Source organism: Allobosea sp. UNC402CLCol, from assembly GCF_000745475.1.
Classification (GTDB): domain Bacteria; phylum Pseudomonadota; class Alphaproteobacteria; order Rhizobiales; family Beijerinckiaceae; genus Allobosea; species Allobosea spartocytisi.
This window is the reverse complement of the sequence record NZ_KN050692.1, coordinates 265,831-289,702: the sequence shown is the minus strand read 5'-3', so window position 1 is coordinate 289,702 and position 23,872 is coordinate 265,831. Positions and strand designations below refer to the sequence as shown.

At 62.3% G+C, this 23,872-nt stretch carries 38 protein-coding genes; 21 read left to right on the top strand and 17 right to left on the bottom strand.

The window, feature by feature from the left end:
• Window positions 1-3: 3 nt before the first annotated feature.
• The 17 genes from GY40_RS23940 (at window position 4) to ligD (ending at window position 11,739) form a co-directional block, all read left to right on the top strand.
• On the top strand, window positions 4-705 hold the full coding sequence (locus GY40_RS23940; RefSeq protein WP_051988466.1) for a Gp138 family membrane-puncturing spike protein: 702 nt from the start codon (window positions 4-6) through the stop codon (window positions 703-705).
• A 7-nt stretch (window positions 706-712) separates the two neighbouring features.
• The gene (locus GY40_RS23935; RefSeq protein ID WP_038367829.1) at window positions 713-1,072 is read left to right on the top strand and encodes a contractile injection system sheath initiator; all 360 of its coding nucleotides are present in this window, start codon (window positions 713-715) and stop codon (window positions 1,070-1,072) included.
• Window positions 1,072-2,256 carry a baseplate J/gp47 family protein gene (locus GY40_RS23930; RefSeq protein ID WP_038367828.1) on the top strand — a complete coding sequence of 395 codons (1,185 nt, stop codon included), beginning with the start codon at window positions 1,072-1,074 and terminating at the stop codon, window positions 2,254-2,256. The genes GY40_RS23935 and GY40_RS23930 overlap by 1 nt, the downstream gene beginning before the upstream one ends.
• Window positions 2,256-2,933, top strand: coding sequence for a DUF2612 domain-containing protein (locus GY40_RS23925; protein ID WP_038367825.1), 678 nt, complete (start codon window positions 2,256-2,258; stop codon window positions 2,931-2,933). Before GY40_RS23930 ends, GY40_RS23925 begins: the two co-directional genes overlap by 1 nt.
• Before the next feature lie 15 nt (window positions 2,934-2,948).
• Window positions 2,949-4,235 carry a hypothetical protein gene (locus tag GY40_RS26780; protein ID WP_051988465.1) on the top strand — a complete coding sequence of 429 codons (1,287 nt, stop codon included), beginning with the start codon at window positions 2,949-2,951 and terminating at the stop codon, window positions 4,233-4,235.
• 3 nt (window positions 4,236-4,238) lie between these two features.
• Window positions 4,239-4,658, top strand: a complete 420-nt coding sequence (locus GY40_RS23915; protein WP_038367823.1) for a hypothetical protein — start codon at window positions 4,239-4,241, stop codon at window positions 4,656-4,658.
• Window positions 4,655-5,440 carry a hypothetical protein gene (locus tag GY40_RS23910; RefSeq protein WP_038367821.1) on the top strand — a complete coding sequence of 262 codons (786 nt, stop codon included), beginning with the start codon at window positions 4,655-4,657 and terminating at the stop codon, window positions 5,438-5,440. Before GY40_RS23915 ends, GY40_RS23910 begins: the two co-directional genes overlap by 4 nt.
• Window positions 5,441-5,497: 57 nt before the next feature.
• On the top strand, window positions 5,498-6,577 hold the full coding sequence (locus GY40_RS26775) for an acyltransferase family protein (protein ID WP_051988464.1): 1,080 nt from the start codon (window positions 5,498-5,500) through the stop codon (window positions 6,575-6,577).
• 64 nt (window positions 6,578-6,641) lie between these two features.
• A complete protein-coding gene (locus tag GY40_RS26770; RefSeq protein ID WP_051988463.1) occupies window positions 6,642-7,442 on the top strand; it encodes a peptidoglycan-binding protein in 801 nt (266 codons plus the stop codon).
• Between the two features lie 269 nt (window positions 7,443-7,711).
• The gene (locus tag GY40_RS23895) at window positions 7,712-8,017 is read left to right on the top strand and encodes a hypothetical protein (RefSeq protein ID WP_038367819.1); all 306 of its coding nucleotides are present in this window, start codon (window positions 7,712-7,714) and stop codon (window positions 8,015-8,017) included.
• A 3-nt stretch (window positions 8,018-8,020) separates the two neighbouring features.
• Window positions 8,021-8,284, top strand: coding sequence for a Pam3-gp28 family putative phage holin (locus tag GY40_RS23890; RefSeq protein ID WP_038367816.1), 264 nt, complete (start codon window positions 8,021-8,023; stop codon window positions 8,282-8,284).
• A 10-nt stretch (window positions 8,285-8,294) separates the two neighbouring features.
• Window positions 8,295-8,777 (top strand): hypothetical protein, encoded by a 483-nt coding sequence (locus GY40_RS23885; RefSeq protein WP_051988462.1) that lies wholly within the window; start codon window positions 8,295-8,297, stop codon window positions 8,775-8,777.
• Window positions 8,764-9,129: a hypothetical protein gene (locus GY40_RS23880; RefSeq protein WP_038367814.1), complete on the top strand. Its 366-nt coding sequence runs from the start codon at window positions 8,764-8,766 to the stop codon at window positions 9,127-9,129. The genes GY40_RS23885 and GY40_RS23880 overlap by 14 nt, the downstream gene beginning before the upstream one ends.
• Window positions 9,130-9,310: 181 nt before the next feature.
• On the top strand, window positions 9,311-9,610 hold the full coding sequence (locus tag GY40_RS23875; protein ID WP_038367811.1) for a PRC-barrel domain-containing protein: 300 nt from the start codon (window positions 9,311-9,313) through the stop codon (window positions 9,608-9,610).
• Window positions 9,611-10,040: 430 nt separating this feature from the next.
• Window positions 10,041-10,328, top strand: a complete 288-nt coding sequence (locus GY40_RS23870) for a helix-turn-helix domain-containing transcriptional regulator (protein ID WP_038367809.1) — start codon at window positions 10,041-10,043, stop codon at window positions 10,326-10,328.
• Window positions 10,329-10,336: 8 nt separating this feature from the next.
• Window positions 10,337-10,606, top strand: coding sequence for a hypothetical protein (locus GY40_RS28065; protein WP_197062810.1), 270 nt, complete (start codon window positions 10,337-10,339; stop codon window positions 10,604-10,606).
• A gap of 89 nt (window positions 10,607-10,695) precedes the next feature.
• Window positions 10,696-11,739 (top strand): non-homologous end-joining DNA ligase, encoded by a 1,044-nt coding sequence (ligD, locus tag GY40_RS23865; RefSeq protein WP_051988461.1) that lies wholly within the window; start codon window positions 10,696-10,698, stop codon window positions 11,737-11,739.
• Here the strand turns inward: ligD and GY40_RS23860 are convergent.
• Genes GY40_RS23860 through GY40_RS23850 form a run of 3 tightly spaced genes read right to left on the bottom strand, consistent with a single transcriptional unit; the run spans window position 11,736 to window position 12,708 of the window.
• Window positions 11,736-12,152: a hypothetical protein gene (locus GY40_RS23860; RefSeq protein ID WP_038367806.1), complete on the bottom strand. Its 417-nt coding sequence runs from the start codon at window positions 12,150-12,152 to the stop codon at window positions 11,736-11,738. The two genes, ligD and GY40_RS23860, sit on opposite strands and share 4 nt — an antisense overlap.
• 17 nt (window positions 12,153-12,169) lie before the next feature.
• Window positions 12,170-12,460 (bottom strand): hypothetical protein, encoded by a 291-nt coding sequence (locus GY40_RS23855; RefSeq protein ID WP_051988460.1) that lies wholly within the window; start codon window positions 12,458-12,460, stop codon window positions 12,170-12,172.
• Window positions 12,457-12,708 carry a hypothetical protein gene (locus GY40_RS23850; protein ID WP_038367804.1) on the bottom strand — a complete coding sequence of 84 codons (252 nt, stop codon included), beginning with the start codon at window positions 12,706-12,708 and terminating at the stop codon, window positions 12,457-12,459. The genes GY40_RS23855 and GY40_RS23850 overlap by 4 nt, the downstream gene beginning before the upstream one ends.
• 59 nt (window positions 12,709-12,767) lie before the next feature.
• Between GY40_RS23850 and GY40_RS23845 the strand changes: the two genes are divergently transcribed.
• The 3 genes from GY40_RS23845 to GY40_RS23835 all read left to right on the top strand — a co-directional run bounded on the left by GY40_RS23845 (window position 12,768) and on the right by GY40_RS23835 (window position 14,445).
• Complete coding sequence (locus GY40_RS23845; protein ID WP_156116058.1) at window positions 12,768-12,995, top strand: hypothetical protein; 228 nt, start codon at window positions 12,768-12,770, stop codon at window positions 12,993-12,995.
• 316 nt (window positions 12,996-13,311) lie between these two features.
• Complete coding sequence (locus tag GY40_RS23840; RefSeq protein WP_051988459.1) at window positions 13,312-13,680, top strand: hypothetical protein; 369 nt, start codon at window positions 13,312-13,314, stop codon at window positions 13,678-13,680.
• 72 nt (window positions 13,681-13,752) lie between these two features.
• Window positions 13,753-14,445, top strand: a complete 693-nt coding sequence (locus tag GY40_RS23835; protein ID WP_038367799.1) for an SOS response-associated peptidase — start codon at window positions 13,753-13,755, stop codon at window positions 14,443-14,445.
• A 188-nt stretch (window positions 14,446-14,633) separates the two neighbouring features.
• Here GY40_RS23835 and GY40_RS23830 read toward each other — a convergent pair whose 3' ends face one another.
• The 12 genes from GY40_RS23830 to GY40_RS23775 form a co-directional block, all read right to left on the bottom strand.
• A complete protein-coding gene (locus GY40_RS23830) occupies window positions 14,634-15,191 on the bottom strand; it encodes a hypothetical protein (protein ID WP_156116057.1) in 558 nt (185 codons plus the stop codon).
• A complete protein-coding gene (locus GY40_RS23825; protein ID WP_038367794.1) occupies window positions 15,181-15,438 on the bottom strand; it encodes a hypothetical protein in 258 nt (85 codons plus the stop codon). Before GY40_RS23825 ends, GY40_RS23830 begins: the two co-directional genes overlap by 11 nt.
• Window positions 15,431-15,649 carry a hypothetical protein gene (locus tag GY40_RS23820; protein WP_038367792.1) on the bottom strand — a complete coding sequence of 73 codons (219 nt, stop codon included), beginning with the start codon at window positions 15,647-15,649 and terminating at the stop codon, window positions 15,431-15,433. The genes GY40_RS23825 and GY40_RS23820 overlap by 8 nt, the downstream gene beginning before the upstream one ends.
• Window positions 15,636-16,280: a hypothetical protein gene (locus GY40_RS23815; protein WP_156116056.1), complete on the bottom strand. Its 645-nt coding sequence runs from the start codon at window positions 16,278-16,280 to the stop codon at window positions 15,636-15,638. Before GY40_RS23815 ends, GY40_RS23820 begins: the two co-directional genes overlap by 14 nt.
• Window positions 16,281-16,381: 101 nt before the next feature.
• Window positions 16,382-17,188 (bottom strand): WYL domain-containing protein, encoded by an 807-nt coding sequence (locus tag GY40_RS23810; RefSeq protein WP_038367787.1) that lies wholly within the window; start codon window positions 17,186-17,188, stop codon window positions 16,382-16,384.
• Window positions 17,185-17,421: a hypothetical protein gene (locus GY40_RS23805; RefSeq protein ID WP_038367784.1), complete on the bottom strand. Its 237-nt coding sequence runs from the start codon at window positions 17,419-17,421 to the stop codon at window positions 17,185-17,187. The genes GY40_RS23810 and GY40_RS23805 overlap by 4 nt, the downstream gene beginning before the upstream one ends.
• Window positions 17,421-17,843, bottom strand: a complete 423-nt coding sequence (locus tag GY40_RS23800) for a hypothetical protein (RefSeq protein ID WP_156116055.1) — start codon at window positions 17,841-17,843, stop codon at window positions 17,421-17,423. The genes GY40_RS23805 and GY40_RS23800 overlap by 1 nt, the downstream gene beginning before the upstream one ends.
• Complete coding sequence (locus tag GY40_RS23795; protein WP_038367779.1) at window positions 17,840-18,127, bottom strand: hypothetical protein; 288 nt, start codon at window positions 18,125-18,127, stop codon at window positions 17,840-17,842. Before GY40_RS23795 ends, GY40_RS23800 begins: the two co-directional genes overlap by 4 nt.
• A complete protein-coding gene (locus tag GY40_RS27305) occupies window positions 18,117-18,746 on the bottom strand; it encodes an HNH endonuclease (protein ID WP_197062809.1) in 630 nt (209 codons plus the stop codon). Before GY40_RS27305 ends, GY40_RS23795 begins: the two co-directional genes overlap by 11 nt.
• On the bottom strand, window positions 18,736-19,347 hold the full coding sequence (locus GY40_RS28060) for a hypothetical protein (protein WP_038367777.1): 612 nt from the start codon (window positions 19,345-19,347) through the stop codon (window positions 18,736-18,738). Before GY40_RS28060 ends, GY40_RS27305 begins: the two co-directional genes overlap by 11 nt.
• A gap of 16 nt (window positions 19,348-19,363) precedes the next feature.
• A complete protein-coding gene (locus tag GY40_RS23780; protein WP_051988458.1) occupies window positions 19,364-20,134 on the bottom strand; it encodes a DUF5131 family protein in 771 nt (256 codons plus the stop codon).
• 241 nt (window positions 20,135-20,375) lie between these two features.
• Window positions 20,376-21,377, bottom strand: coding sequence for a hypothetical protein (locus GY40_RS23775; RefSeq protein WP_038367776.1), 1,002 nt, complete (start codon window positions 21,375-21,377; stop codon window positions 20,376-20,378).
• A 136-nt stretch (window positions 21,378-21,513) separates the two neighbouring features.
• On the opposite strand from GY40_RS23775, the gene GY40_RS23770 reads away from it, so the two are divergent.
• On the top strand, window positions 21,514-21,726 hold the full coding sequence (locus GY40_RS23770) for a hypothetical protein (RefSeq protein ID WP_156116054.1): 213 nt from the start codon (window positions 21,514-21,516) through the stop codon (window positions 21,724-21,726).
• Between the two features lie 286 nt (window positions 21,727-22,012).
• Here the strand turns inward: GY40_RS23770 and GY40_RS26765 are convergent, their stop codons facing one another.
• Both GY40_RS26765 and GY40_RS23760 read right to left on the bottom strand, forming a co-directional pair.
• Window positions 22,013-22,852: a class I SAM-dependent methyltransferase gene (locus GY40_RS26765; RefSeq protein ID WP_197062808.1), complete on the bottom strand. Its 840-nt coding sequence runs from the start codon at window positions 22,850-22,852 to the stop codon at window positions 22,013-22,015.
• A 435-nt stretch (window positions 22,853-23,287) separates the two neighbouring features.
• Window positions 23,288-23,506, bottom strand: a complete 219-nt coding sequence (locus tag GY40_RS23760) for a hypothetical protein (RefSeq protein ID WP_038367771.1) — start codon at window positions 23,504-23,506, stop codon at window positions 23,288-23,290.
• Window positions 23,507-23,872 lie beyond the last annotated feature (366 nt).

The following is a 23,872-nucleotide window of genomic DNA, read 5'->3' as shown; positions in this document are numbered from 1 at the left end:
TCCATGGACCTTCGCCAGCGAGTCGACGATCCCGAGGAGAACCTTCGGGCGGCGATCGAACAACACATTTCGCGGATCCAGACATCAGCGCCGGCGCGCGTGCTGGCCTTCGATCCGGGCGGTGCGGGCAAGGCACCATCCGTCAAACTTCAAATAGGCATCAAGTCCTTCGTGAAGCAGGAGGATGGGTCACAGAAGGCGATCGACCTTCCTGTGCTGCAGGACGTCCCGGTCCATTATCCCGGCGGCGGGGGCATGAACATCACCTTCCCGCTGAAGGTTGGTGACGAGGGCATGGTGAATTTCACCTCCCGCTCGCCGGATACCTGGCAACAGAGCGGGGGCGAGCAGGTGCCGGCAGACGCCAGCATGCACAGCCTGTCGAACGGCTATTTCACGCCTGGCCTCAAGTCGAACCCGAACGCGATCGACGGCATCAGCACGAGCTCGACCGAGATCCGTTCCGATGATGGAAAGACCAAGATCAGCATGTCCGGCGCTGGCGGTGTCGGCATCTCGACGGACAAGCAGGTCGGCATCTCGGCTGCGAATGGCGTCAGCATTGGCGGCGGGGCGGGCGAGACGGCAATCACCGGCACCGTTCGCATCAATGGCGAGCTCATCGTGAACGACATCGTCTTTTCGACGCACAAGCACTCCGGCGTGCAACCCGGCGGCGGCAACTCGGCCGGCCCGACGAACTGAGGCAGCCATGCTTTACCGCAAGCTCGACGCGCAGGGCGATTATTCGTTCGGCCGTGGGAAGCAGGACTTCTGGATAGACCAGCCCGAAGCTGTCGCGCAGTCAGTCCAGACCCGTCTGGGCCTCTGGCAGGGCGAGTGGTTCCTCGACCAGACCGAAGGCATGACGTGGAAGACCGAAGTACTGGGCGTCCGCACCGCGAACACCCGTGATCCGGCCATCCGGCGCCGCGTGCTCGGCACGACCGGCGTGAAGGCGATCACGTCCTATTCAAGCAACCTCAACCGCGACAACCGCGCCTTCAGCGTCGACACGCTGACGCTCGACACAATCTACGGCGCCGCAACCGTGCGTGGGGTGAATTTCTGATGGCGCTTCCTGTCTGCACGATCGACGAGAACGGCATCTTCAAGCCGGATTATGCCACCGTGCTGGCCTATTTCCAGGAGCAGTTCCGCGCGATCTTCGGGCAGGACATCGACATCGATCCGGACACCCAGGATGGCCAGCAGATCGCCATCTTCGCCGCGGCGGTGGATGACGCCAACGCCATGGCCCTTCAGGTCTACAACGCCTTCTCGCCTTCGACTGCGCGCGGCGTCGGGCTCTCTTCCGTCGTCAAGATCAACGGCATCAAGCGGCTGGTTGCATCGAACTCGACCGTCGATCTCACGCTGATCGGGCAGGCTGGCACCACGATCACAGGCGGAATTGCCAAGGATAACGCTGGCAATCAGTGGCTTTTGCCGACGTCTGTCACCATCCCGGCGGGCGGATCAATCACGGTCACGGCCATCGCGAAGGATGCCGGTGCAATTCAAGCACTGCCCGGCGCGATTTCGACCATCGGAACACCGACGCGCGGTTGGCAGAGCGTCACAAATGCCAATGCCGCTGCGCCCGGTCAGCCCGTTGAACTCGACGCTCAGCTTCGCCAGCGCCAGACCATCTCGACCGCCCTCCCGTCCCTAACGGTCTTTGAGGGCACCATGGGTGCCGTTGCAAGCGTGGCCGGCGTCGATCGACTGAAAGGCTACGAGAACGATACCGGCACGACAGATGCGAATGGCATCCCGGCGCACTCGATTTCGCTGGTTGTCCAGGGGGGCGACGCAACCGCGATCGCCCAGGCCATCGCTGCTAAAAAGACCGCGGGGACAGGCACATACGGCACGACCAATGTCACGATCACCGATGAGTATGGCGTCGCGCGCGCTATCAAGTTCTACCGGCCTACCGCGGCGACGATCAAAGTTGCGATCTCACTGAAGGCGCTGGTCGGCTACACGACAGCCATCGAGACTAGCATCAAGCAGGCGGTCGTCGACTTCATCAACGGCCTCGAAATCGGCGGCACCAGCGGCGCCGTCGAATGGGCAGAGGTTTTTGTCCCGGCCAACCTGGCGCTCGCCGGCAACGCCAAGACTTACAAGATCACGGCCCTCACAATTGCGAAGAACGGCGGATCGTTCGGCACCGCCGATCTGCCGATAGCATTTAATGAGGCGCCATCGGCAGCCCTAACCGACGTGACGATAACCGTGGTGCCCTGATGGCTGACGTTGACGCCTATCTGGCGCTGATCACGAGTCTCCACGCGGGCAAGCCGAAGTTCGAAGCGATGATCAAGGCTCTGGTCGAGCCGATCGTCGCGCAGCAGGCTGTCATGGAGCATCTGCCGCTCGACTTCGACCTCGACCAGGCCATCGGCGTCCAGCTCGATGAGGTTGGCGAGTGGGTTGGTCGGACACGCTTCGTCAAGGTGCCGATCGCGAACGCTTGGTTCACTTGGGGCGACGCAACCCGAGGCTGGGGGCGGGGTGTCTGGTATGACTCGCGATACGATACGCCCGCCGGTATCACCCGCCTAGACGACGACACCTATCGCACGCTTCTACGCGCGAAGATTGCGGCCAACAACTGGGACGGGACGTTGCCAAGCGCAAAGGCAGCGCTCGAGATTCTGTTCCCCAGTGGCGACACAAAAATCGTCGTCATCGACAACCAGGACATGTCGATCACCTTCGGCGTCGCGGGTATCATCCCTTCAGCTCTGTTCATCGCTCTGCTTTCGCAGGGATATCTTCCTTTGAAGCCCGAAGGTGTGAAGGCCAACTACCGCATCACCACGGTTGACGGACCGCTGTTCGGCTGGGGCGTCAATAACGAGTTCATCAGCGGCTGGGGCACCGGCGCCTGGGGCGCGCCTCCAGACTATTTCACGTCCTGATCTTCGGAGAGCCACATGGCCAATGAATTTCTGCCTTTCGCTGCGACGGGCGGAGCGAATGTCATTTCGCAAGCGGATTATGCAGCATTGGCGGCTCGGCTGGCCGGGTTTGTCAACGGAATCGCGCTTCCCGAGCAGGCGAACAAGGCCTGGCGCCAATCTGCCGCCATGGCTGCCATGATCGGACAATTCACGGCAGATCGCTCGCAGCTCGATGCCTTGGACAACGGCGACTTGGCCACCCTCCAGGCTCATTTCGAACTCGGTCTTCGTGGGCAGTCTTATAGCTACATCGGCGTCGTTGGGGGCACGGCCAATGCCATCACCGCCTCCTTCTCTCCGGCCAATACCGACTATGCGCAGTTGGTCGGGGCGCCCATTCGCATTGTTCCCGGCGGTCCAAATACAGGGGCGGCGACCCTCAACGTTAACGGCTTGGGTGCAAAGGCGATCGTCCGCAACGACAACGGCGCCGCGCTGGAAGGCGGCGAGATGCTGGGGACGTGCACGCTCATTTACGACGGCACGTCGTTCCGCCTTCAGGCTGTTCCGCGCCTGCGCACGCCTCGCGTGACGGTGCCGAGCGGGGGCGTCACTGTCACTGCGGCGAACGAATATACCACCTATGTCATGGACCTGTCGGTGCGCCAGGTCTTCACGCTACCGGCGGCGAGCAGCGTGCCGGTCGGTTTTCGCTGCACGCTGGAAACGAGCAACAGCCCGTCCGGCTTCCAAACTGCGTATGTGAACGCCACGGGCGGCGGAAATCTCTTTTACCGCGCCGCTGCTACTGCGACATTTTATCTGATTGGCGGCGGCGAAGTCTTCGAGTTCGTAAATACCGGCACGCAGTGGCTGATCCGTCTGGTTTCCCAGCCCGGTCTTATCGGCATTTACCGAACCGCCACCAGCCAACCTGCGACTGTTGCGGTCAGCACGTCCTTCGGCAACGTCAACGTTGACACAAATGCCGGGACGCCAGGTGTCTTCCAGCTCACCTCTGCAACTATCACTGTGCCTGTTTCTGGCGTCTACAACGTAGTGGCCGGCGTCAATGGATATAACAATGTTGCAGCGTGGGATAATTTGGATGTCTCTGTTTTCAACAACACTTCCGGCCTAGTTTCACAGGGAACTTCGTCTTTGGCGATCTTCAACAGCTTCGCCGCAAAACCAAAGTTGACCTACACGCAGTATTACCCCCAGGGCACCATATTGCTGATCGGCGTCCGCGCCGCGGGTGGCTCCGGTATCATCAACGGCAACGCTTCCGAATTCTCTGTTTTCCTCACGGGGCGCTGACCCATGGACCGTCTCAACGATCGCATTCTGGCGCTGCATCCAATCGCCATCCCGGATGTCGATTTCCTGCTTTATCACCCCCCCGGCGAAGAGGTCGGCATCTACAACTGGAACGAAACGAAGCTTGGACCCCAGCCAAGCGATGCTGATCTGGCTTCAGTGAAGCTCCAGCCTATGGCCGTTGTTTCGCCGCGGCTGTCTTTCCGAGAGTTCATCCGGCTTTTCACCAAAGACGAGCAGTTGGGGATTGCTCAGGCAGCGATGACTGATGCCGCAACAAAGCTCTGGTATGATCAAGCGGTTGGGGCGGAGTTCATTGATCTTGGCGACGCCGATCTCGCGGCGGGTCTAGACGCACTGGTCAGCGCGAAGTTGATCACCGCGGCGCGAAAGGTTCAGGTTCTTGCGGGCGCCACGCCATGAGACTTGAACTCACCGCGCCCACGACTTTCTACGTCGATTCGTCCTCCGGCAACGATGCAACCGGCGACGGCTCCATGGCGCTGCCTTGGGCCTCTCTCGCTAAGGCCGCGCAATGGACTCGCGACAACGTCGACCTGCGCGGGAACCAGCTCAAGATCAAACTCGCTGCGGGTGACTACGCATCGGCTTGGATCGCGGGCCCTTGGGTCGGGTTCGCCGACCCCGATTCTGTTCTCATCGAAGGCGACCTAGCGGCGCCGTATAGCTGCCGCATCAACGCCGCGTCAGGCGGCAACGCTCTGGACGCTGCTTACGGCGCGCGGTTCACGCTCGCGGGCGTGAAAGTCACCTCGGCTTATGGCGCCGGCATCTACTCGCACGAGGGAAGCTGGGTCGCTTATCATCATGTGGAATTCGGTGCCTGTCCGAACGGCCCCCATCTCGCGGCCTCCAAGGGCGGCTCTACCTTCGATCTAGGCGATATCCGCATTTCCGGCTGGGCCACCGCGCACCTCTATGCCTCCGATACGGGCGAGGCGTTCAGTACGACCGGCAACACCGATCTGGTCGGCATTCCGTATTTCTCAGCCGCGTTCGCATGGGCGAATTTCGGCGGGAACGTCACGTCTCATACCAAGACATTCAACGGCGCGGCGGCGGGAAAGCGCTTCTGGGCCAGCAACCGCGGTATCATCGGGTGCGCGTCACGCAACACCTTCCCAGGCAGCGAGCCGGGTGGGATGGATGCAACCGGCTTCTTCCTGTCGGGCGATGGGAGCTGATTGCGACAGTTGCTCTTGTGCAGGGCATAGGGCTACAGCGCCTTGGCGGAGGGCGCGATGTTCAATGTCACGGTAGGACGGTTGAGGGGGCTGTCGATCCTCGCCGTCATCGCTTTGCACTACGGACAGTATCTCACGCTGCCTTTCGGCGTCACCATCATGGGGCCAGCAGGCAACGGATATTACGGCGTCACCGTCTTTTTCGTCGTCTCCGGTTTTCTGATAACGACCAATATTCTCAAGCGAAACGGGGCTCTCGGCGCAGTCGCGCTTCCGGATTTCTATGTGCGGCGTGCCGCTAGAATCCTACCGCTGTTCTTGCTCTTCCTTGTTTTCTTGGTGGCCGTCAGCAAATCGGGGGTCGATGGGCTCGCTGTGCCAGACGACATGTCGACGCTGAAGATGGCGTGGTATGCTCTGACATTCCGTTTTAATGTCTTCGTTCACTGGCACGAGGGGTATCGCGTTGCAGCTTGGCTAATCCTCTGGTCGCTGGCCATAGAGGAGATGTTCTACCTCTGGTATCCGCTTCTTTGCCGCGGCCTTGCTTGGCGCGGCCTAATAGTGGCAGCGCTCGTCTCAATCATTGCCTACGGACCCATCTATCGAGCGACAAGCTCTAGCCTGCACTTTACCCCTTGGGATTACTTCGGTTGCTTTGACGCAATCGCGATGGGCGCTTTTGTCGCGATCATCTTCAACCGCCTGCAGCAGTTCTTCACGCCTGTGACCCGGCTTCTGACCCGCTGGGGCGGCGCGACGGCGATGCTGCTGACCTATCTATTTGTCAGCATGCAATTTCACTATGCGATTGGCCCGTTCTTAATGGGTGTATCGGCTGGCTTGGTCATTGCAGCTTCCACCTTCGAGCCAAGACGGCGGCTTGACCCACTGAGCTATCTTGGGCGGAACAGCTATGAACTCTATCTCTTCCATGTGAGCCTGATCATGATCGTCAGGCCACTCGCGCCATTCGTCTCGGCATACCCGCTTGTCGCTTTAGCGATCTATATCGCGGCGCTCATTGCCCTGTCTGTGCTCGTTCGGCGGTATTTCAGCGATCCGGTGCATGATCGCATTCTCGATTTTGCGAAATCGACAAAGCCCGGCCTGTTGGCCAAATCCGGCGCAAGCTGAGCAGCGCAACGCTTGGCCCGTCTAGCCGCCTTCTGAGGCGGTTTCTTTTTGCTCGGAGCACTTCATGGACACGACCGCAGTTCAGCGGGCGCTGGTCGCGCTCGGCTATTCGCTTGTGGTTGACGGCAAGCCGGGGCCGGCGACGAAGGCGGCCGTTCAGGCGTTTCAGGTGTCACATGGGCTGCATGTCGACGGGATCGTTGGACCGAAGACGATTGCAGCGCTGAGCGCGGCGGCGGCGGGAAGACCGCAGGGCGTCTTGGCCATCGATCGCGCGAAGTTCTTTGCCTATCTCAGGTCGGGCAAAGCTTCGATGTTCGGCACGTCGCTCTCGCCCGGTCAGGTCCGAGGCATTGAAGGCATCCTCGACGGCTTCACGAAGACGGGGGATGGCCGCGACAAGACGCTGGGCTATGGGCTCGCCACGGCGCGGCGCGAGGTTGGCTCCGGCATGGTGCCGGTGCGGGAGGGCTTCTGCAAGACCGACGCGGCGGCCCGCGCCTATGTGGCCAAGCACTATCCCGACAAGGGCTACAGCAAGCCAGCCGGGCCGTGGGGCCACGTCTATTATGGCCGGGGAATCGTTCAATTGACCTGGTTTGACAATTACGACCGTGAGGGCATTGCCTCTGATCCCGATCGTGCGCTCGATCCCGAGTTCGCTGCCGAGCTCATGTTTTCCGGCCTGATTGACGGCCGATGGAACGGGCAGGGGAAGGGCATCTCCTTCTATCTCCCGAACGCCGGACCCGATGACCTGAAGAACGCGCGCCGCACGGTCAACCTCACGGACCACTGGGAAGAGATCGCCGGCTTCTATCGCCAGTTCATGGCGGCTATCTTTGCGGCTAAGGCCACCGCTTGATCATCTGACGATCAGTTGCACGGCCTTCCAGAAGCAGAACGCTATTGCACCGATCCAGGTGATTTGGGTCGCAACGAGCGCCGTGGCGAACATGAATTCTACGGCCTCTGAGCTCAGCCTCTCCGTGCTTCGCTTGTGCCGATGTGGAGCCGATTGGGTCATCTGAGAACACTCCAGTCTACATGACCGGCATCTCCGCAAATGCGGTGCCGCGCCTTTGATCCCGCAGCGGCCGGGCCTGCCGCACCCTCATCACCCCGGAGCATCACATGAAACGTGTCGTCCTGGCGCTCGTCGCCTTGGGATCTCTGGCGCTTGCCGGCTGCCAGACGCTGGACAGCCAGATCGCGCAGGTCAGCGATCGGTTGTCCGCCCGCTGCGCCGATCTGCAGACGGCGGCGCTGACCGTCGACCTGCTCGCGCCGGAGAGGGTGCGCGCCGCCGCGCAGCAGGGACAGGTCGTGCTCGCGCAGTTCTGCGCCAAACCGCCGCGCTCCGCTGCCGATCTCGCTATCGCCATCGGCGAAACGATGAAGGCGCTGCAGGCGATCGAATCCGCGAAGAAAGGAGCCTGAGCCATGAACGAACAGATCCTCAGCCTTATCCGCACCGTCGTCCAATCAGCCGCGGCCGCGCTCGGCACCTACGGAGTGCTCGATGCGCAGGGGCAGACGGTGGTGGTCGCCTTCGTCATGTGGCTGATCCCGACGGTCTGGGGGCTCTATGTCCGCCGCAAGGCTGGTCTGGTCGCCTCGGCCGCCGCACTCCCGGAGGTGAGCGAGATCCGCACCACGCCGGAAATGGCTCGCAAGGTGGAAGACCCGAGCGTGACCGCGGGATAGGAGGAGGCCGGTGCCCTACCGCAATCACCCGCTTCCGGTCCGGATCTACCTCGGCATCCATGACCATTTCCCGGCCCGGCGCTCCGAATGGGTTCTGGCCGGGATCATGGTGGCGTGGGGCTGCATATTGATCGGCCCGGCTCCAACCTTCGCCGGCAACCCTGCCTGGGCCCAGATGGCGGCCATGATGAACGAGAGCACCTGGGGGTGGTTCGCCATCGCGATCGGGGTCTTCCGGCTGCTGGCACTCGTCGTGAACGGGACGTTTTCAGGCACATGGTACGGTCGCTGGTCGCCGCATGTGCGGGCTCTGGCGTCGTTTCTGTCCTGCTTCCTCTGGCTTCAGATCACCTTCGGCCTGCTGGCCTCCGATGCGGCGACGACTGGCCTTGCTGTGTATCCCGGCCTTCTTGTCCTCGACGCGATGAACATCGTCGCCGCGACCAAGGATGCCGCGAGCATGGACAGGGTCGTCGCCGATGGTTCTCCCTGAAGGTATCACCCCAGAGAACGCGATCGGCACGCTCGTCGCTGGCCTTGCCATCGGCGCCGTGATGATCCGTCAGTACCTGAAGGATCGGAAGAGCCCGACAACGCCGTCCGGCGATCGATTGATCCCGGGGCTGTCGATCGCAGATATGCGACCGCTTCAGGAAATGGCCGCCGAGCAATTGAAGCTGACCGCGATCATGGAGCGCATCGCCGTCTCGCTCGAGAAGATGCTGGCCATCAGCCAGGAGCGCGCTGAGGACGCCGAGATTGTCCGGCGAGCCGAAATCATGGCTCAGGAGATGCTGAAGCAGTTGCAGGTCACGAAGCCAGCGCCGCGCCGGCGCCGAACATAGATCGCGGCTCCGGCCGCCGATCGCCTCGCCCTCGTAAGGGGCGGCCCTCCTTGGGCGTTTCCTCCCTGAACTTGGGCCGTCGTTCCTTCGGGAGCGGCGGCCCTTTTTGCTTTGAGCCGGCACTGCGAGGAACGCGGTCGTCTTCTGACCGTTAATTCTGAAACAACCCTGGGAGGAGACGATGGATCATTCTCAGCATACCCGCCTTTCATCGACCGACCTGACGCCCGACGTTCTCGACGGCGCCACCATCTATGGGCCGGGCGACGAAAAAATCGGCTCGATCTCGCATGTCTACGGCTCCGGCCCAATGGCGCAGGCCATTATCGATGTTGGCGGCTTCCTCGGAATCGGTACCAAGCCGGTCCCCATACCGATCAACCAGCTCGAATTTATGCGTGATGAAGACGGAAACGTGCACGCCGTGACGAACTGGACCAAGGACGAGTTGAAGGCGATGCCGGAGCACGTTGACCCCTGACGCTGGCTCTTTCGATCAACGGCCCCGTCAGCTCTGGCTGGCGGGGCTTTTTTTGTTTCAGACCCGGCGCAATGAACGCCTGGGCGGCCGGGTTACGTTCGGCCTCAGCAACTCAACCTCAATCTCCGGCGCCTCGTTGGGCTCTGGAGCGTCCCAGATTATCCGGAACCTTTTGGGGTCGGTGGGGTGCGGGATCACAGTCGCACGTCGGTTCATCATGATCATCTCCATCCGCGTTGAATGACGCGTTGGAGATCATGGATCGCCTTTGGATTGGCGGCACCGCACAGGCCTATTTCGACACCTTCGGCGCAGCATTGCGGTCGGTCTCTGCGCGCAAACCCGAGGTTCCGAGGCGACCGCGCCGAGTTGACGTGTCGCCAGCGCTCCGCATTGAGCGCCTTCCCGATCGAAGCAGCGCGACCAACCGATGGCATCCGAAACGACCCGGCCACTCGTCCAGCATGATCTTGACACGGCTGAGGGCCGCGTCGCTCACATCAAGGCTGCCTTCAAGAACAGCGATCCGCGCGCCATCGCGAAGGCCATTGGCGATGTCATCCTTGAGATCGGCGTGAAGGAGTTCGCGGCGCAGACCGGGCTCAGCCGGTCAGCTATCTACAAGGCCTTCATCCGCGATGGCGGAAATCCCACCCTGACTACCCTGTTTAGGGCGCTCGAGCTGATTGGCGTGGACTTCCGCGAAGACTTTGACTGAGAGGCAGGATGGGTCCTTTTTCATTGCCGGGACCACCGCGGGCGTTTAAGCCGCCGGATATGCCGTTCTCATCACTGAAGGATCCGGTCGATCTCGCGCGGGCTCATGGGGCGCTCGAAGCCGCATGGCAGGAACTGAAGCGAGAATTTCCGGAAGAAGACCACGAGCGAGAACGGGCGCGTCTAGCGTATATCGTGGCCGCATTCGCTCTCGTCGCCCAGAGCGAGAAAGAGCTCGTCAGGCGCTCGGTCGAGCGATTCCGCGAGAAGTCGCCGTAGCTCACCCCGGCCTGACCGCCTGCGCTTCCGTTAGGGAACGATTCGCCTTGCCGTTAGTTGGCGACTCGTTTCGTTGCGGAGTTGCGTTGATGGGTACGCGTCGCGTTCTCAGGGCCGGGCCGGGTGTCGACACCGTGAAGGGACCGGTCACCCGGCGCCGGAAACCTGACCGCGATCTGTTTTCCGATCCGATGCCCGAACGCATCGAGCCCTGTTTGGCGCTGCTGAAGGCCAGGGCGCCAGTCGGTCCGGATTGGGCCTTCGAGGTGAAATGGGACGGCTATCGCCTTGCCGTCCATATCGAGCGAAGCCGGGTACGCATCATCACGCGCGGTGGCCATGACTGGACGCCGCGCTTTCCGACGATCGGGCATGATGCGCTGAGCCTTGGCGTGGAAAGCGCCATCCTCGACGGTGAGGCCGTGGTGCTCGACAAGCGCGGCGCTTCCGATTTCGGCGCTCTGCAAAAGGCTCTCGGCGGCCGCGGCGGCAAGCGCTTCGCCTCGGAGGCAATCTTTTATGCCTTCGACCTGCTTTATCTGAACGGCCATGATCTGCGCCCGATGCCGCTGAGCGAACGGCGCCAGATGCTGGAGGATCTTCTGCTGGCCGAGCCTCATGGCTCGATCCGGTTGAGCGAAGAGATCGACGCCGATGGCGCTCCCTTCCTCAAGCTCGCCTGCGAGATGAAGCTTGAAGGCATCATCGCCAAGCGCCGCGATGCGCCCTATCGATCGGGACGGGGTGGTGACTGGCTGAAGATCAAATGCAGCCAGTCGGAGAGCTTCGTCATCGTCGGCTATGAACCGTCGACGATCGCCCTGGGCGGAATCGGGCGGCTGCTGCTGGCCGCGAGGCGGGGCGACCACCTGGTCTATGTCGGCGGCGTCGGCACCGGCTTCACCTTTGAAAGCGGTGCGGCGCTGCGCAAGGCGATGGACAGGCTCATTATTCCGCGCCCGGCCATCGACATGACCGGCCGCAAACGCTCCTATCGCTGGCTCACGCCCGCGCTTGTCGCCGAGATCCAGTTCCGCGGCTGGACCGATGACGGCAAGCTCCGTCATGCCTCCTACAAGGGCCTGCGCGAAGAAGCAGACGAGGCGACGGTCTACGAGATGCCGACTGGCTAGAGCGGCGGCTCGCCTTCACCGGCTTCCTTCTCATGTGCTTCGGCGAGCAGTTCCCCGGCCGCGAAAAGTATAGCCCCTGTCGGCGCGATCTCCTGCTGCAGATGCCACTCGATCTTATCCCGCGTTTCACCGGAGCGGTCCGCTATCAAGGCCACCCAATCCTGATCGGGGTAAGCCTTCTGCATGCGAAGCGCGAGTTGCCTTCCGTTGGAAATCGGTTCTTCGGGTTCCATGTGCGATCCCTCTGACGCCTTGCCGGCCACGCTGATGGATTGCAGATAGGTCTCGACAGCATCCGCGATCGCCGCAATCTCGCGTTCTTCGTCGCTGTCGGTCGTGCAGCCCATCAATTCGTCGGCCCGCTCCAGCGCAGCGGCCAAATCCTGCTTATTGCGGATGACGAGGCGGCCCATTGAGCATCAACCGGCGCCTAATCCGATCGTTCCCTTCGGCGCTTATCGATCTGCTCATAGAACTCATGCGTATCGCCCCGGCTTATGAGATTCTTCGAGCCGCAGCGGGAGCAGATATAGCGGAGGTAAATATCCGGGATCGGCGTTTCGGGCGGCAGGTCGCTCACGTCGATGCCGTTCTTGTTGTGCTTGCACTCGTTGCAGAAAATCTCGACACAGCGCAGGCCCAAAGCGAGGCGGCTACCAACGGTGGCGGGCGGAATTTCCCTGCCATCCTTGTCATAGGCGCGCCGCGGGTTGCGTTTCATAGCGCGCGGATCTGCTCCTCGAACTCCTCCGGGATGGCACCATGGCGGGCGAGGACATCGATCGACGCGACTTCGCCGGTCTCATCATCTGCGACGACATGGACAACGGCGACGCCTTCGGCCGTGCGCCCCAGGCGTTCCCCTTCATTCAGCGCGTGATGCTTCGTTTTCGCCGGCACGCGCTGGCTCGGAACGAGCCTCTTTCGGTGCGTCTTGAAGGGCTGGAGAAAGAAGGTGTCGACGTTCATGGCTTGACTCCCCGGTGCTGTTTGTTCTCATAATGTTCTCATACACGAGGACGCAAGCCATGTCAGCCCAGCCAGCCGACCAACATGTCGAAGACACAACGCTGGACGCGGAAATCACGGGCATTGTTTCCATGCTGATGGAGGAGCACGGCAGCGAGGCCGCTGCCCTACGCGCCTTGGCTCATGACTTCATCATCCTGCTGGCGGATGCCGACCGCTCGACATCGCGAGGCTATCTGCGTGGGCTGTTTTCGCAGGGAGCGCGGCCAGTTCGCGAGACCGAATGAGCTATGGAGCCCCCGAACGACAAGACCGAGCTGCGGGATTTTCCGTGGATCCTCGTGCGCCTTCGCTGCCACTTCTGCCAGCGCAAGGGCGACGCCCGCCTCGCGGTCCTGTCCTGGCACTATGGAGCGGGCGCGACACTCGCTCAGATCGTCGCCATCTTCATGTCTCGCTGCCCATGGGACCCGCACAACCCGGCCCGAAAGCCGCAGAAATACGGCAGGAAGTGCGGAGCCTACTGTCCCGATATCGGCCGGACCTCACCGCCCGATCTGCCCCCCAGCATGACCGGGCTCACCCTGATCGAAGGAGGGAAGGATGACCAACTTCCATCTGAGCAACCCGGAGAGCCGAACCGCCGCCGCATTGGAGGCGACTAGGAGCGTCTATCTGCAGATTGAAGGCGCGAGCCCGGAGGAAACCAGCCGTGGCCTCGCGGCCGCGCAGGCGGTTTTCGAGAAAGCGGGCGTGACAGCCGGCAAGGCGTACTGGGCGATCTGCGAACTTGAGAGTGCCGATGACCTGGGATGGGTGGATAAGGTGCCGTCCGAGGCGATCGAGCACATGCATGTCTGGGAGGAGGCGGAGCGCGCCGCGATCGAGGCCTGTTGCGCCGGATGGCAGTCCAATAGGCCGGAGCGCTATGTCCTCCACCTGTTTCCAAAGGCGGAAGCTGCGGTAAGCTGAGGCCGGGAGGCCTCATGGGCCGTCTCGACAACGGACGACGCGGCGCCAGCGCGTTGGGAAAGGGTGGCGTTCATGTGCGGGCGTTTTTCGCAGGCCTATAGTTGGGGCGAGATCGTCGCCTTCAGCCAGCCGCTGACGAACAAGCTGCCGGCCGAGAAGGGCAATCTGCAGCCGCGCTACAACATCGCTCCCACGACCTTGATCCACATCATCGTGAAGGGCGAGACCGGCCGCGAGCTGCGAGAGGCGCGCTGGGGGCTGATCCCCGGCTGGCACAAGGGCGGGCTCAAGGATTTCAAGCTCTCAACCTTCAACGCCAAGGTCGAGACGGTCGATACCAGCGGCACTTTCAAGCATGCCTATAAGAGCCGGCGCTGCATCATCCCTGCCAGCGGCTTCTTCGAATGGACGGGTGAGAAGAAGGACCGGGTGCCACACTTCTTCTCCGCGGCCGATGGCGATCTGCTGGCCTTCGCTGGGCTCTACGAGCGTTTCCGCGATCCGGAGAGCGGCGAAGAGATCACGACCTGCACCATGATCGTGCGGGAGGCCAATGCCTGGACGGCGCAGTATCACGACCGGATGCCGTGCATGCTACTGAAGCAGGACTTCGACGCCTGGCTCGACGGCTCGGGTGGAATGGAGTTGCTGAAGCAGCCGCCGCGGGAGCTGGGCGAGTGGATCGTCTCGAAGCGCGTGAACAAGGCCGGCGAAGGCGACGACGATCCGAGAACCATCGAGCCCTTCAAGGATGATCTGTTCTGATGGGCCATTGGGAGCAGATCGGCCGGGACAATGCCGAGGAGCGGGCGCGGCGGGCGGCGCTGCCTTGGTGGCGGCGCGCGCTTCGTCGCCATGCTGAAGCTGCGCTCGTCGCCGCTGCATGGGTTGCGGCCGGTGTCTTACTCTGGATGACGCTTCTCAGCCGGTGATGGTGAAGCCGTTGGCGCGGGTCATGGTGCGCCCTGCGCCCGGATGGCTGCGGCAACGGTCCATGGCTCGACATTCGGGCCTGTCGTTGGGGCCGGCCGATGCTCATGCATCGTGAACTCGACCTTCCCCTTGCCGTTGAGCCAGAACGCCTCCTGGGTCTGGTCCGGCCGGGTTAGGATGATGAACCAGTGCCCCTTGTCCAGCCGCTCAATGTGACAGAGGACACCGTTGCCGAAAATCTCGTCGATGCCGCCTTTGTCATCCAGCCGGATGACGATCGAGCCATCGACCGTGTTGGCCCTCTCCGCAGCGAGCGCTGCTTCGGCGGCTAGGGCGCGGGCTTCGGCGTTCTTGCCGCGCTCAGCCCAGAATGCGCCGGCTGTGGCATTCATCTCAGCGACTTGAATGGCGGCTTCCTTTTCCCGCTCCTTCTCCGCCAGGATCGGGGCGAAGAGGGCCTTGATCTTTCGGGCGGTATGCAAGGCCAGCGCATGGTTGTCGCGACTCATCACGCCAGCGACAAGCCGCGCCACGTCCTCATCCCCCGGCATCGCGGCAGGGGCTGTGTCAGCGCTCATCGCTGGGCTCCAAGGCGGCGCGGCCTGCGGGGGTGATTCGGTATTTGTGCCCACGCCCGCGCTCGGCTTCACCGTCTTCGATTGCGCCGCGCTTCCACAGCACATGCAGGGTCGCAAAGGACGGCGCTCGCGCGTTCATGTCTCCGTGCCAGAATGTTGAGGGGTTGGGCGGCGAGACCGTCCAGACCTCGTCACCAGTCGCCATGCGCTCTAGAACGGCATGCTGCGCCTTCGTCAGCTTAGCCATGGCCTTCGTTCTCCTCGACGAGTTCGCCGGCCGCCCAGCTATGGAGGATGTCAGCCACGGCATGCGCGGTCGTCATCACTTCGGGGTCGTCGGCAATCCGGTCCCCGATGATGTCGCGAAGGCTCGCGCCCACCTCGATCATCTCGGCATAGGTCAGGTTGGTAATGGCGAACGCGACCTTCTCGACGTTCGTGGCTTCACGGTTGACCATCGTGTTTCTCCTTGGTGGTGCTGGTGTCTTCCTCCTTCGGCATGGCGGGGCGGGAGGGGTCTTTTGAGCGCGCATCCGCGAGTGCTACAGGCTGGTTCTCCAGAACCTCATCAGGGCAGAGGTCGGCAATCGCTGTTGCCGCATAGCCTTCGTAGCGAGCGCGAACCGGCTTGAGTTCCTTATCCCATTCTGGGCGGACCCCATTGTCGTAGCACTCATGTTCGTACATCCGACGAGCCAAGCGCTGCTTGTCAAAGATCGGGAACCGCTCCTCGTTCCCGTTGGACTCTCCGTCTTCAGTCGCGAGGAATTGGGGCGGAGGTGGGGGCGCGGCTTCGACTTTCTCAGCGCGGGCGCAAAGCTCTTTGATGCAGTTAGGCACCGATCCGAGATAGCCGGCGTTCTCCATCGCAGCTTGGCATTCCTCGTAGAGCCTTTCGAAGTGCTGCGCCCGATGTTGCCAACGCCCTTCGGATGCCGCGCTTTCATCCAGAGCCTGCATCAGCTTTCGAATGCGCTCGTGCGGCTCTGCGGTTGCTGTGGCAGGTGCAGAGGCTATGGCGGCTTCAATCCGTTGGGCGAGGGCGATACCGAATTGCTCAATGCTTCCAGTCGGCAGGCCAGCCCACATCGCATGGTGCGAATGAGCGCGCGCGATCTTGGCAGCGTCTCGATCTGCTTCGCGCTCGCTAGTCTCTGGCCGGACACTAGCGGATGCCACATCAAATCCCCTCATCCCTTCCCCCCCTCGGTCGCGGGCGCTAGGGCGGCGGATGGCAGTGGGAACATCGGGCGCCAATGCAGAGGAGAGGCTGATCCGGTGACGTCGCCGATCAGATCCTCACAATAGGCCCAGTATCCAGGCTCCCCGATTTCCTCGATCTCGTCGGCTGAATATGCCTGCCAGCGCATCGCCTGCGGGTAAGCATCGTCATGGCCGATACCGAAGAACACCGTCCCATCCTTCGGCGCGCTCGCAATGTCCTGCCAGCTCTCCACCGTGGCGGGCGCGGGATGCGCAAACCCGGCCGCTGCGAAGGTCCGAAGCGCGCCCTTCTCGCAGTCCATGGCCTCAATTAGGACTTGCGGCTCGGGATGCCACTCGTTTGAGCCGAAGAACACGCGATGCGGGATGAAGGTGCGCTCCGCCGTTTCGCCGCGCCAATTCGTATAGCGGGCCGTGATCGCCTCACCCCTCGGGCTGGCGTCGCTGGCGAGGGGGGCGCGAACCTCGTGGCAGTGCTTGAAGCCCTGTTCCATATTGGCGATAGCGTCCTCGACGGTTGAGATGCCGTCGCGAATGTTCTTGAGCCATTGAAAACCAGTCGATGCGAGATCGGCCCATTCGTTCGCTTCGTGTGCCAGAGCCTCCCGCACCCCGCTCCCGCTCGGAGCCGGCGACAGGGCAGCAATAGTCTCGGCGATCACAAGCTGAACGCCTCCAAAGGCATCGTTCATCGCGAGGAGTTCAGCCGCGTTTTCGAGCTTCTTGACCAGCCCGCTCGGAGCCGGCGCTGGGGCGTCGTTGGTCGTGGTCATGGGCGGTTCCTCCGCATCAATTCCGTGATCGGGACTGCGGACGTGCCCTCAAGCGCCTGCTCGGCAATGGACTTCGATGTCCCGTATCGGCGCTTGAGAATTGCCCTATAGCGACGAGCCTGCTCCTTGCACTCCTTGAACTGTTCCGGGTCTCCGCGCTGCGCGTCGGCAAGGCTCTCCTGCCAGTCGATCGCATCGTAGAGTGCTCGACGGATATCTTCCCGAACGCCCATCACCGATCTTCCGGCGCTGGGGCAGCGGTGAGGGCGCGGGTCAGGTTGACGAGCTTGCGGATTTGGTTTCGTAAATCCTCGACATCGCTCAGACTGGCCCGGTATTTCCCCGAATGGATGCGCTCCGAAACATCGTCGGCGCGAAACCAAGCGAACTCGGCCGCTTCACGCAGCTTTTCCACCCCGCTCGCCGGAAAGGCTTCAGGGGATGGGGAGGCGGATAGGAACGCGACTAGCCGCTGGTACGCGAGCATGGGTTCGGGATCGTAGGCCACCCATGCCGCTTGATCGGCATCGGACAGCTTGTCGCCGTCCTTGAGCCCGCGCCCGGCGAGGAAAGCGTCTCGGAGCAAGGCCGGGAGGTCCATCGGCTTCGGTCGCGCTGCCGTCCCCTGCGCGGCGGGGGGTGAGAGAGGGGTCATGCTGCCTCCGTGAGCGGCAGCGCATATTGTGGGTCGTCAACACGAACCCATGCGCCGTTCTCGAACGACAGCGCGCCGCCTTCCATGTGGGTGAAACGGTGAGACCAGCCAAACGCCCATCGCGTCAGGCTGACGGTGGCGGGAAGACCGTCGACCATGATCAGCCCGGCGGTGACGGCATTCTTCCCGACAAAGCGAGCGCCAACGATATCGCGGAACGATGGCGGCACATTGGGAGGCAAGACGGCCTCAAGGGTCTGGCGAACGAGAGCATCAGCGCGCATTGCCCGCCTCCCTCTGTTCCGTCCCTGGATCTTTTTTTGTGGGACTGGCGCAGCCGCTTGCGTCGCTCATGACAAGGCACCCCCGATTATTACGGGTGGCGAAGTCGTTGTAATATTTCGCTTCAGCTTCGGCGCGCTTGGCTGCGGCCTCTTCGATGTCATCGAAACGCCCCAGATGAAGAGTGCGCCCCGATACGCCGATGTAAGCTACCCATTTGCGCAGTCGCTTGTGCCAGGTAACGCCCTTTCGCTGGCTTGTGTTAGCCACGCTGAGACGCTGGTTGCGTGTATTCTCTGCGACCGTCGCCAGCCTCATGTTTGAGCGACGGCAGTTGAGACCGTTGCCGTCGATATGATCGACCAAGAGACCGTCAGGCGGGGACATCAGCAGACGATGCAGCGGGATCATGCGGCGCGGCTTTGTCCCGCGAGGCCCGCAAGCCCGCGCATAGAAGACGTTGCGGTTTTCGACCGCGTGCCAATTTCGCCCTTCAACGAGTGGTGCATCTGACGCGTCAATGACTGCCTCAAGGTTTTGGCTGAGCGGGATGAAAGCCAAGTCGCCCTCGATCCTCACCGGTCGAATGATGCGGTCTGCGCGTGTCGGCTTATTGCCCATGACCAGAACCTCCAGGGCCGTTCTCCAGAGCCGATCGGGCGGCGCGGAAGATGCGAAGCGGAAGCGTAGCCCCGAGAACGTCGAAGTCGCGCCAGACCTGAAAGTCGTCGTCTTCCTGGTCGGCATATTCTTCAGCGATCCGCGCGAACGGCTCCAAAGCCTCCCGCGCTGCTTTGAGGGCGGCTAGGGCTTCGTCGCGCTGGCTGGTGGCGGATGCTGCGGCGTTCATGCCAGCGACAATCATCGCCGCGTGGTGGGTCTTGAGGTTGCCGACGAAAGCATCGTTCGGAGCGTAGACGTTGGCGTAATTGGCCTCTCCGTCCGGGCCGAAGTTGATGCTGTAGTGCCACCCTTCCTCGGGGCTTGCGGCAATTGCGGAGAGGACCGCATCCCGCGCCGCAATAATCGCTACGTCCTTTTCCCATGCCAGAGCCTGAATTCGAGCCCGCGCCTCCGCCAGCTCCCCCTCCTTCTCGCTCAGGGCGCGGGAGGTCGACTCTAGGGCGTCGGCTGCGGCGCGAAGTTCGTCAGCGAGCGGAACCGACGATCCGTTGTCCGGCTTGAGACGGCCCATCGCGATCTCGCGAAGCCGCGACACCATCTCTGTGTTCCGCCCCTCAGACATCGGAGGCCTCCCCGGTGGGGGTGGGGGCGAAGGCGGGCAACTCGCGCACCATCAGGTCGTCAGGGATCGGACGCTTGCCGGTCATCTGCTTCATGAAGAAGGCGCGGCCGAACCGCTTGCTGCCATCGCGAAGGGAACGCGCCCATTGCGGATCCATCTCGCGCGCGCCTTGGCCGCTTTCGCCGCCGCAGATGATCCAGTCCGGCGCATTGCAGTCGAGGATGACCGGCCCGAGCATCGGCTCGAAGCTGCCAAAGGTGAACAACACGCCGTTCGCCGCACCGGCTTCGCGAAGCTTGATGCGGTCGCGATCGTACTCCATCTGGTTCGGCAGCGTGGCGCCCAGCGCGACGTTCGGCGGCAGCATGTGGTTGCCGCGCGCGGGGTCGGTCATCTTGATGACGTTGCCGATGCGCTTCGTCAGCAGAAGCCAAATCAGGTTTGGCGTCTTCTCGATCAGCACCATGAGGTCGCTGCGCCAAAGCGGATCGACCTCGTTGTCGAACACATCGGCTAGCGAGGCGCAGAAGACGAATGGCCGCGTACCTGCCGCAGCGGCCTCACGGTCCCAGCGGGTAGGCAGGCGCCAGTTTGCCGCCGATGTCCTCGACCTATCCTCGCCAGCCCCCCAGCGAACGCGGCCATAGCGCGTATCCATCATCGCCTCGGCATAGCAATGGTCGCATGCCGGTGAGACTTTGGTGCAGCCGATCCACGGATTGAACGTGTGGTCCGTCCATTCGATTTTGCTCAGCTCACCCATGGCGCGCGCTCCTCGGGGAGAGGGGCGTTACAAAACTGGGCGTTTCTCCCGCATATTCCTGGGCTGAAGTTTGTAACGCGCCATTGGCGCTATTAGCATATTTCCGGCCTGTCACGCCGGAGGTCGCGGGTTCGAGCCCCGTCGCCCGCGCCATGTTTCTCCAAGAAATTCAGCACCTTATTGATCTTTCCCCTTCGGGGGCTGCGGTCAGTTCGGAATGGCCACGCCGGCAATTTCGGAATTATGAGCTGTTTTCGTTCGCCGATCTTGCCCGCCGGCCGCGTCGTCTCGCTTCAGGAACGGTGGCCGCCGTCGCGATCTGCGCAGGCGTGTAAGTGCGCTGCAGTGCCTTTGATTGCGCCAGCGTATTCCCCATCACATCGGACAGAGCCTTCGGGTCGACCTCGCCGGCTGATGCCTCCAGAGCGCCCGATCGACGGATGTCGGTGAGGGTCCTGGTGTCGCCCGGATAGACGAGATTGCGAATATCGCGGAAGTCCTCGGCCAGGCTGTTCTTCCGGTAGTCCGAATCGCGCCGGGTCCGGAAAAGCGGTCTCTCCAGATCCACGACCTTCCTATCCGACAGATAGGCATCCATGACCTTCGCTGCGCGACGAGTGATCGGGGCGTAGGCGAGGGCGCCTGTCTTGCCGCGAGTGATCGCGAACGCCTGCAGGTTGCCGTGCCTGATCCGCTGAGCGGGCTTGATGGTGCGCGCGTCGACTGGCGACATCATGCCGTCCCACATCACCGCCAGGATCGCTGCGAGGCCCTTGTAGCCTTCCCGCCATGCCCGCTTCCCGATCCGAACGATCTCCGCGAGCTGCCATTCCTGCGACCTCGGAGCCGGCTCGGTGTTGCGGACGCCGAACGACGGGTCGTTCTCCGCATCGCAGTACTTCATCGCGGCCATGACCTGCCAAAGAGCGCGCCAGATTTTGATGCAGCGGTGCGCCTCGCGGAGGGATACGGTCTCCTCGACGAACTGGCGCCACTCGCTCACATCAATGAGCGTGACGGTCTTCGGCTTCTGGTCGGCGAACACCGGCTCGACCCGAGCCCAGACCCGATCCCACTCCTCGCGGGTCCGTTGCGCTTTTTTCGGCCATTCGGGTGTACGGCGATAAAGCTCCCAGGCTTCACCGATCGAACCCTTCGGGTACTTCGGCTTGTTGTCCTGTTCGTCGCCAGCGCCCCCGCGCCGCGCCTTCCACATCGCATTGTAGAGCTTCGCAGCAACCATCCGCGCTTGCTCGCCAGCAGGCCCAAGAGGCCGAGCCGCGAAGCCCGGCGCAACCGGTTCGGGCTATTGGCGTCGTCACCTTAAAGATCAGAACCTTGTCACTTTCAGCTATTCCATGGCGATCGGGCCAGGACAGATGGGTTCTGCCACCCTGTGGGCGAATGTGGCCCTGCCGTTTTGCCCGAAGCGCAGCACGTGCGTACTATTCACCGCAGGCCTCCAAAGCCAGATGTTTCAAGGCATCATCACGGGCGGAAGCCAGAATATGAGCATTCAGCGCGGCGATGGCTCTTTTGGCATGTTCGAAGACATGCGGCTCACTGGTGGCGGCACAATCGAGGCGCTGTAGCAAGGACACGAGGCCACGGTTAAAGGGGCGTGACGCGGTCGAGATTTGCCTAGTGGCGCGGGCAGTTAAAGATATCCGCGCAGCTTAGACTGGCAGCCTATCGTACAACAGTCGTGCGATGCAGGATCGCTGCTTCGGATCGCCAAGAACTGTCCCGAGCAACGCTATAACGATCCAGTTAGACGCGTTGAAACTCTGGATCATGCCGTAAAGCCCGATGGGGAGTACTACTTTTCGCAGCAATAGCAATTAACCCGGCAATCTATCTGTTGGGGAGCCGACCGTCTCAGCGCCGCAGGCAGAGCACAAAGACGCCGCCGGTGTCGTTGGCAGCAATGCCGTAAGAGGCCGAGCGAAGGTATTTCCAGAAGGCGCGGGAGAAGCCCGCTGCCTTTGCCCTGCTCAGGATGTCCCATCCCGGCAACTCAAACACGAGCGAGCCTTTTTCACTCATCGGGTTGCCGTGATATTCCGGTTTCATCATCTCGATGATGGCACCGTTCGCGTCGAGCCGAGCTTTCACGATCGACTCTTGCTGGCCGTAGACGAACGGGCAGGTTCCGACGTGCCACCCGCCAGGTTTGAGCACGCGCTTGATCTCGGCCAACGCCGCGTCGATGGAAGGGACGTGCTCTAGAACCTCGTTCGTCGTGACGAGGTCAAACGTCTCGTCACCGAATGAGAGGGCGGTCAGGTCTTCGCTCGGGATCGGATAAAGCCATCGGGTGACGTGCTCGTTGATGGCGTATTCAGAGCCGATGAACTTCGGATAGATCGAGCGGAGAGCAAGCGCGAACTCCGTCAGCGCTTCGGCGCCATAAATCTTCGTCTCGTATTTGTTGATATCCGGCAGGCACTCAGCGATGGCCAACAGTGTCGCGCGGTGACGAGAGATCAGTCCGGCCGCGGCGCCGGACTCGCGCATGTTCTCCGGGTTCCATTCGATCTGTTCGGCCGTGAATGTCCGTCCGGTAAGGGGTTCGATGACGCCGTTCGCTTGTCCGTGCGACCGGACCTCGGCGAGCGCTTCGTCGCGCATGCGGTAGCTATTGGCCGCTGCCCAGGCACGCCACTCGTCCATGCTTTCGAAGTCGATCGAGACAACGTCGGCGGTCTTCGCGAGCATGGCGCCCTCGGTGGTTAGCATCATGTGGGCATCGCACACGCGGCGGTTGTCTGGCAAGCGGTGCGCGTTGCGTCCCGTCTCTTGTTGTCCTGGGAGCGAGCCGCCCTACGCCTTTTCGCCGCCCTCTGAGGCGGCTTTTTCACATCCGGAGCACTTCATGGACACGACCGCAGTTCAGCGGGCGCTGGTCGCGCTCGGCTATTCGCTTGTCGTTGACGGGAAGCCAGGGCCGAAGACGAAGGCGGCCGTCCAGGCGTTCCAACGGGGGCGCGGGCTTCCGCCGGCAGGAGGTCGCACGACCACGCATCATGCCCGCGCGCGGCGAAGGCCCGGCGAACCGTGCCGCTGAATTCGCAGGCGACAAGCACCCTGAGCCCCTCAGACATCGGAGGCCTCCCCGGTGGGGGTGGGGGCGAGGGCGCGCGCAACTTCCTCCTAGCTGGGCTCGTAGCCGCAGGAGCGGGAGGCTTTGTTCCAGGCGCGCTGATACAGCCAAGGCTTCTGCCTGCGCTCGGCTTCGTCATAGGCGGCATCGGCCTCTTTATGTACCGGTGCGCGAGGATTGTTGGAGGCGAAGGCGGAGAGCCAAATCTGCTGTTCCGCGATCCTGACGAATGCCTCGTCGTCCAGAATGGTCCAGTCCCGCTCACCCATGGCGAGCACTCCTCGGGGAGAGGGGCGAACGGTTCGGAAGAATCGGAAATCGGGCGGGACATCCGTGGAACGGATTTCCGAATGATTGAGCGCTCACCTCATATTTAGCCGGCCTGTCACGCCGGAGGTCGCGGGTTCGAGCCCCGTCGCCCGCGCCATTTAAATCAAGGGTTTAACTCGGGAACCCTGCCGCTTGTCGCATCGTCTTGCGCGCGGCCCTTACCCTTCTCTCTTCGATTTATTCTGTCCGAGCGTCGCCCCGTCCGCTGGTCGATAGGTATCGACGTCGCGGATCACGGCGGTGTCGATCGGGCTATGACTCTGTTGAATCCGGCTTCCCGCTTGCCTCCATCGATCGAATGAGGT

Bases quoted from the DNA above. Each gene is read 5' to 3' on its own strand.
- GY40_RS23940 (WP_051988466.1), top strand. From the start codon at position 4: ATGGACCTTCGCCAGCGAGTCGACGATCCCGAGGAGAACCTTCGGGCG.
- GY40_RS23935 (WP_038367829.1), top strand. From the start codon at position 713: ATGCTTTACCGCAAGCTCGACGCGCAGGGCGATTATTCGTTCGGCCGT.
- GY40_RS23930 (WP_038367828.1), top strand. From the start codon at position 1,072: ATGGCGCTTCCTGTCTGCACGATCGACGAGAACGGCATCTTCAAGCCG.
- GY40_RS23925 (WP_038367825.1), top strand. From the start codon at position 2,256: ATGGCTGACGTTGACGCCTATCTGGCGCTGATCACGAGTCTCCACGCG.
- GY40_RS26780 (WP_051988465.1), top strand. From the start codon at position 2,949: ATGGCCAATGAATTTCTGCCTTTCGCTGCGACGGGCGGAGCGAATGTC.
- GY40_RS23915 (WP_038367823.1), top strand. From the start codon at position 4,239: ATGGACCGTCTCAACGATCGCATTCTGGCGCTGCATCCAATCGCCATC.
- GY40_RS23910 (WP_038367821.1), top strand. From the start codon at position 4,655: ATGAGACTTGAACTCACCGCGCCCACGACTTTCTACGTCGATTCGTCC.
- GY40_RS26775 (WP_051988464.1), top strand. From the start codon at position 5,498: ATGTTCAATGTCACGGTAGGACGGTTGAGGGGGCTGTCGATCCTCGCC.
- GY40_RS26770 (WP_051988463.1), top strand. From the start codon at position 6,642: ATGGACACGACCGCAGTTCAGCGGGCGCTGGTCGCGCTCGGCTATTCG.
- GY40_RS23895 (WP_038367819.1), top strand. From the start codon at position 7,712: ATGAAACGTGTCGTCCTGGCGCTCGTCGCCTTGGGATCTCTGGCGCTT.
- GY40_RS23890 (WP_038367816.1), top strand. From the start codon at position 8,021: ATGAACGAACAGATCCTCAGCCTTATCCGCACCGTCGTCCAATCAGCC.
- GY40_RS23880 (WP_038367814.1), top strand. From the start codon at position 8,764: ATGGTTCTCCCTGAAGGTATCACCCCAGAGAACGCGATCGGCACGCTC.
- GY40_RS23875 (WP_038367811.1), top strand. From the start codon at position 9,311: ATGGATCATTCTCAGCATACCCGCCTTTCATCGACCGACCTGACGCCC.
- GY40_RS23870 (WP_038367809.1), top strand. From the start codon at position 10,041: ATGGCATCCGAAACGACCCGGCCACTCGTCCAGCATGATCTTGACACG.
- GY40_RS28065 (WP_197062810.1), top strand. From the start codon at position 10,337: ATGGGTCCTTTTTCATTGCCGGGACCACCGCGGGCGTTTAAGCCGCCG.
- ligD (WP_051988461.1), top strand. From the start codon at position 10,696: ATGGGTACGCGTCGCGTTCTCAGGGCCGGGCCGGGTGTCGACACCGTG.
- GY40_RS23860 (WP_038367806.1), bottom strand. From the start codon at position 12,152: ATGGGCCGCCTCGTCATCCGCAATAAGCAGGATTTGGCCGCTGCGCTG.
- GY40_RS23855 (WP_051988460.1), bottom strand. From the start codon at position 12,460: ATGAAACGCAACCCGCGGCGCGCCTATGACAAGGATGGCAGGGAAATT.
- GY40_RS23850 (WP_038367804.1), bottom strand. From the start codon at position 12,708: ATGAACGTCGACACCTTCTTTCTCCAGCCCTTCAAGACGCACCGAAAG.
- GY40_RS23845 (WP_156116058.1), top strand. From the start codon at position 12,768: ATGTCAGCCCAGCCAGCCGACCAACATGTCGAAGACACAACGCTGGAC.
- GY40_RS23840 (WP_051988459.1), top strand. From the start codon at position 13,312: ATGACCAACTTCCATCTGAGCAACCCGGAGAGCCGAACCGCCGCCGCA.
- GY40_RS23835 (WP_038367799.1), top strand. From the start codon at position 13,753: ATGTGCGGGCGTTTTTCGCAGGCCTATAGTTGGGGCGAGATCGTCGCC.
- GY40_RS23830 (WP_156116057.1), bottom strand. From the start codon at position 15,191: ATGAGCGCTGACACAGCCCCTGCCGCGATGCCGGGGGATGAGGACGTG.
- GY40_RS23825 (WP_038367794.1), bottom strand. From the start codon at position 15,438: ATGGCTAAGCTGACGAAGGCGCAGCATGCCGTTCTAGAGCGCATGGCG.
- GY40_RS23820 (WP_038367792.1), bottom strand. From the start codon at position 15,649: ATGGTCAACCGTGAAGCCACGAACGTCGAGAAGGTCGCGTTCGCCATT.
- GY40_RS23815 (WP_156116056.1), bottom strand. From the start codon at position 16,280: ATGTGGGCTGGCCTGCCGACTGGAAGCATTGAGCAATTCGGTATCGCC.
- GY40_RS23810 (WP_038367787.1), bottom strand. From the start codon at position 17,188: ATGACCACGACCAACGACGCCCCAGCGCCGGCTCCGAGCGGGCTGGTC.
- GY40_RS23805 (WP_038367784.1), bottom strand. From the start codon at position 17,421: ATGGGCGTTCGGGAAGATATCCGTCGAGCACTCTACGATGCGATCGAC.
- GY40_RS23800 (WP_156116055.1), bottom strand. From the start codon at position 17,843: ATGACCCCTCTCTCACCCCCCGCCGCGCAGGGGACGGCAGCGCGACCG.
- GY40_RS23795 (WP_038367779.1), bottom strand. From the start codon at position 18,127: ATGCGCGCTGATGCTCTCGTTCGCCAGACCCTTGAGGCCGTCTTGCCT.
- GY40_RS27305 (WP_197062809.1), bottom strand. From the start codon at position 18,746: ATGGGCAATAAGCCGACACGCGCAGACCGCATCATTCGACCGGTGAGG.
- GY40_RS28060 (WP_038367777.1), bottom strand. From the start codon at position 19,347: ATGGTGTCGCGGCTTCGCGAGATCGCGATGGGCCGTCTCAAGCCGGAC.
- GY40_RS23780 (WP_051988458.1), bottom strand. From the start codon at position 20,134: ATGGGTGAGCTGAGCAAAATCGAATGGACGGACCACACGTTCAATCCG.
- GY40_RS23775 (WP_038367776.1), bottom strand. From the start codon at position 21,377: ATGGTTGCTGCGAAGCTCTACAATGCGATGTGGAAGGCGCGGCGCGGG.
- GY40_RS23770 (WP_156116054.1), top strand. From the start codon at position 21,514: ATGGGTTCTGCCACCCTGTGGGCGAATGTGGCCCTGCCGTTTTGCCCG.
- GY40_RS26765 (WP_197062808.1), bottom strand. From the start codon at position 22,852: ATGCTCGCGAAGACCGCCGACGTTGTCTCGATCGACTTCGAAAGCATG.
- GY40_RS23760 (WP_038367771.1), bottom strand. From the start codon at position 23,506: ATGGGTGAGCGGGACTGGACCATTCTGGACGACGAGGCATTCGTCAGG.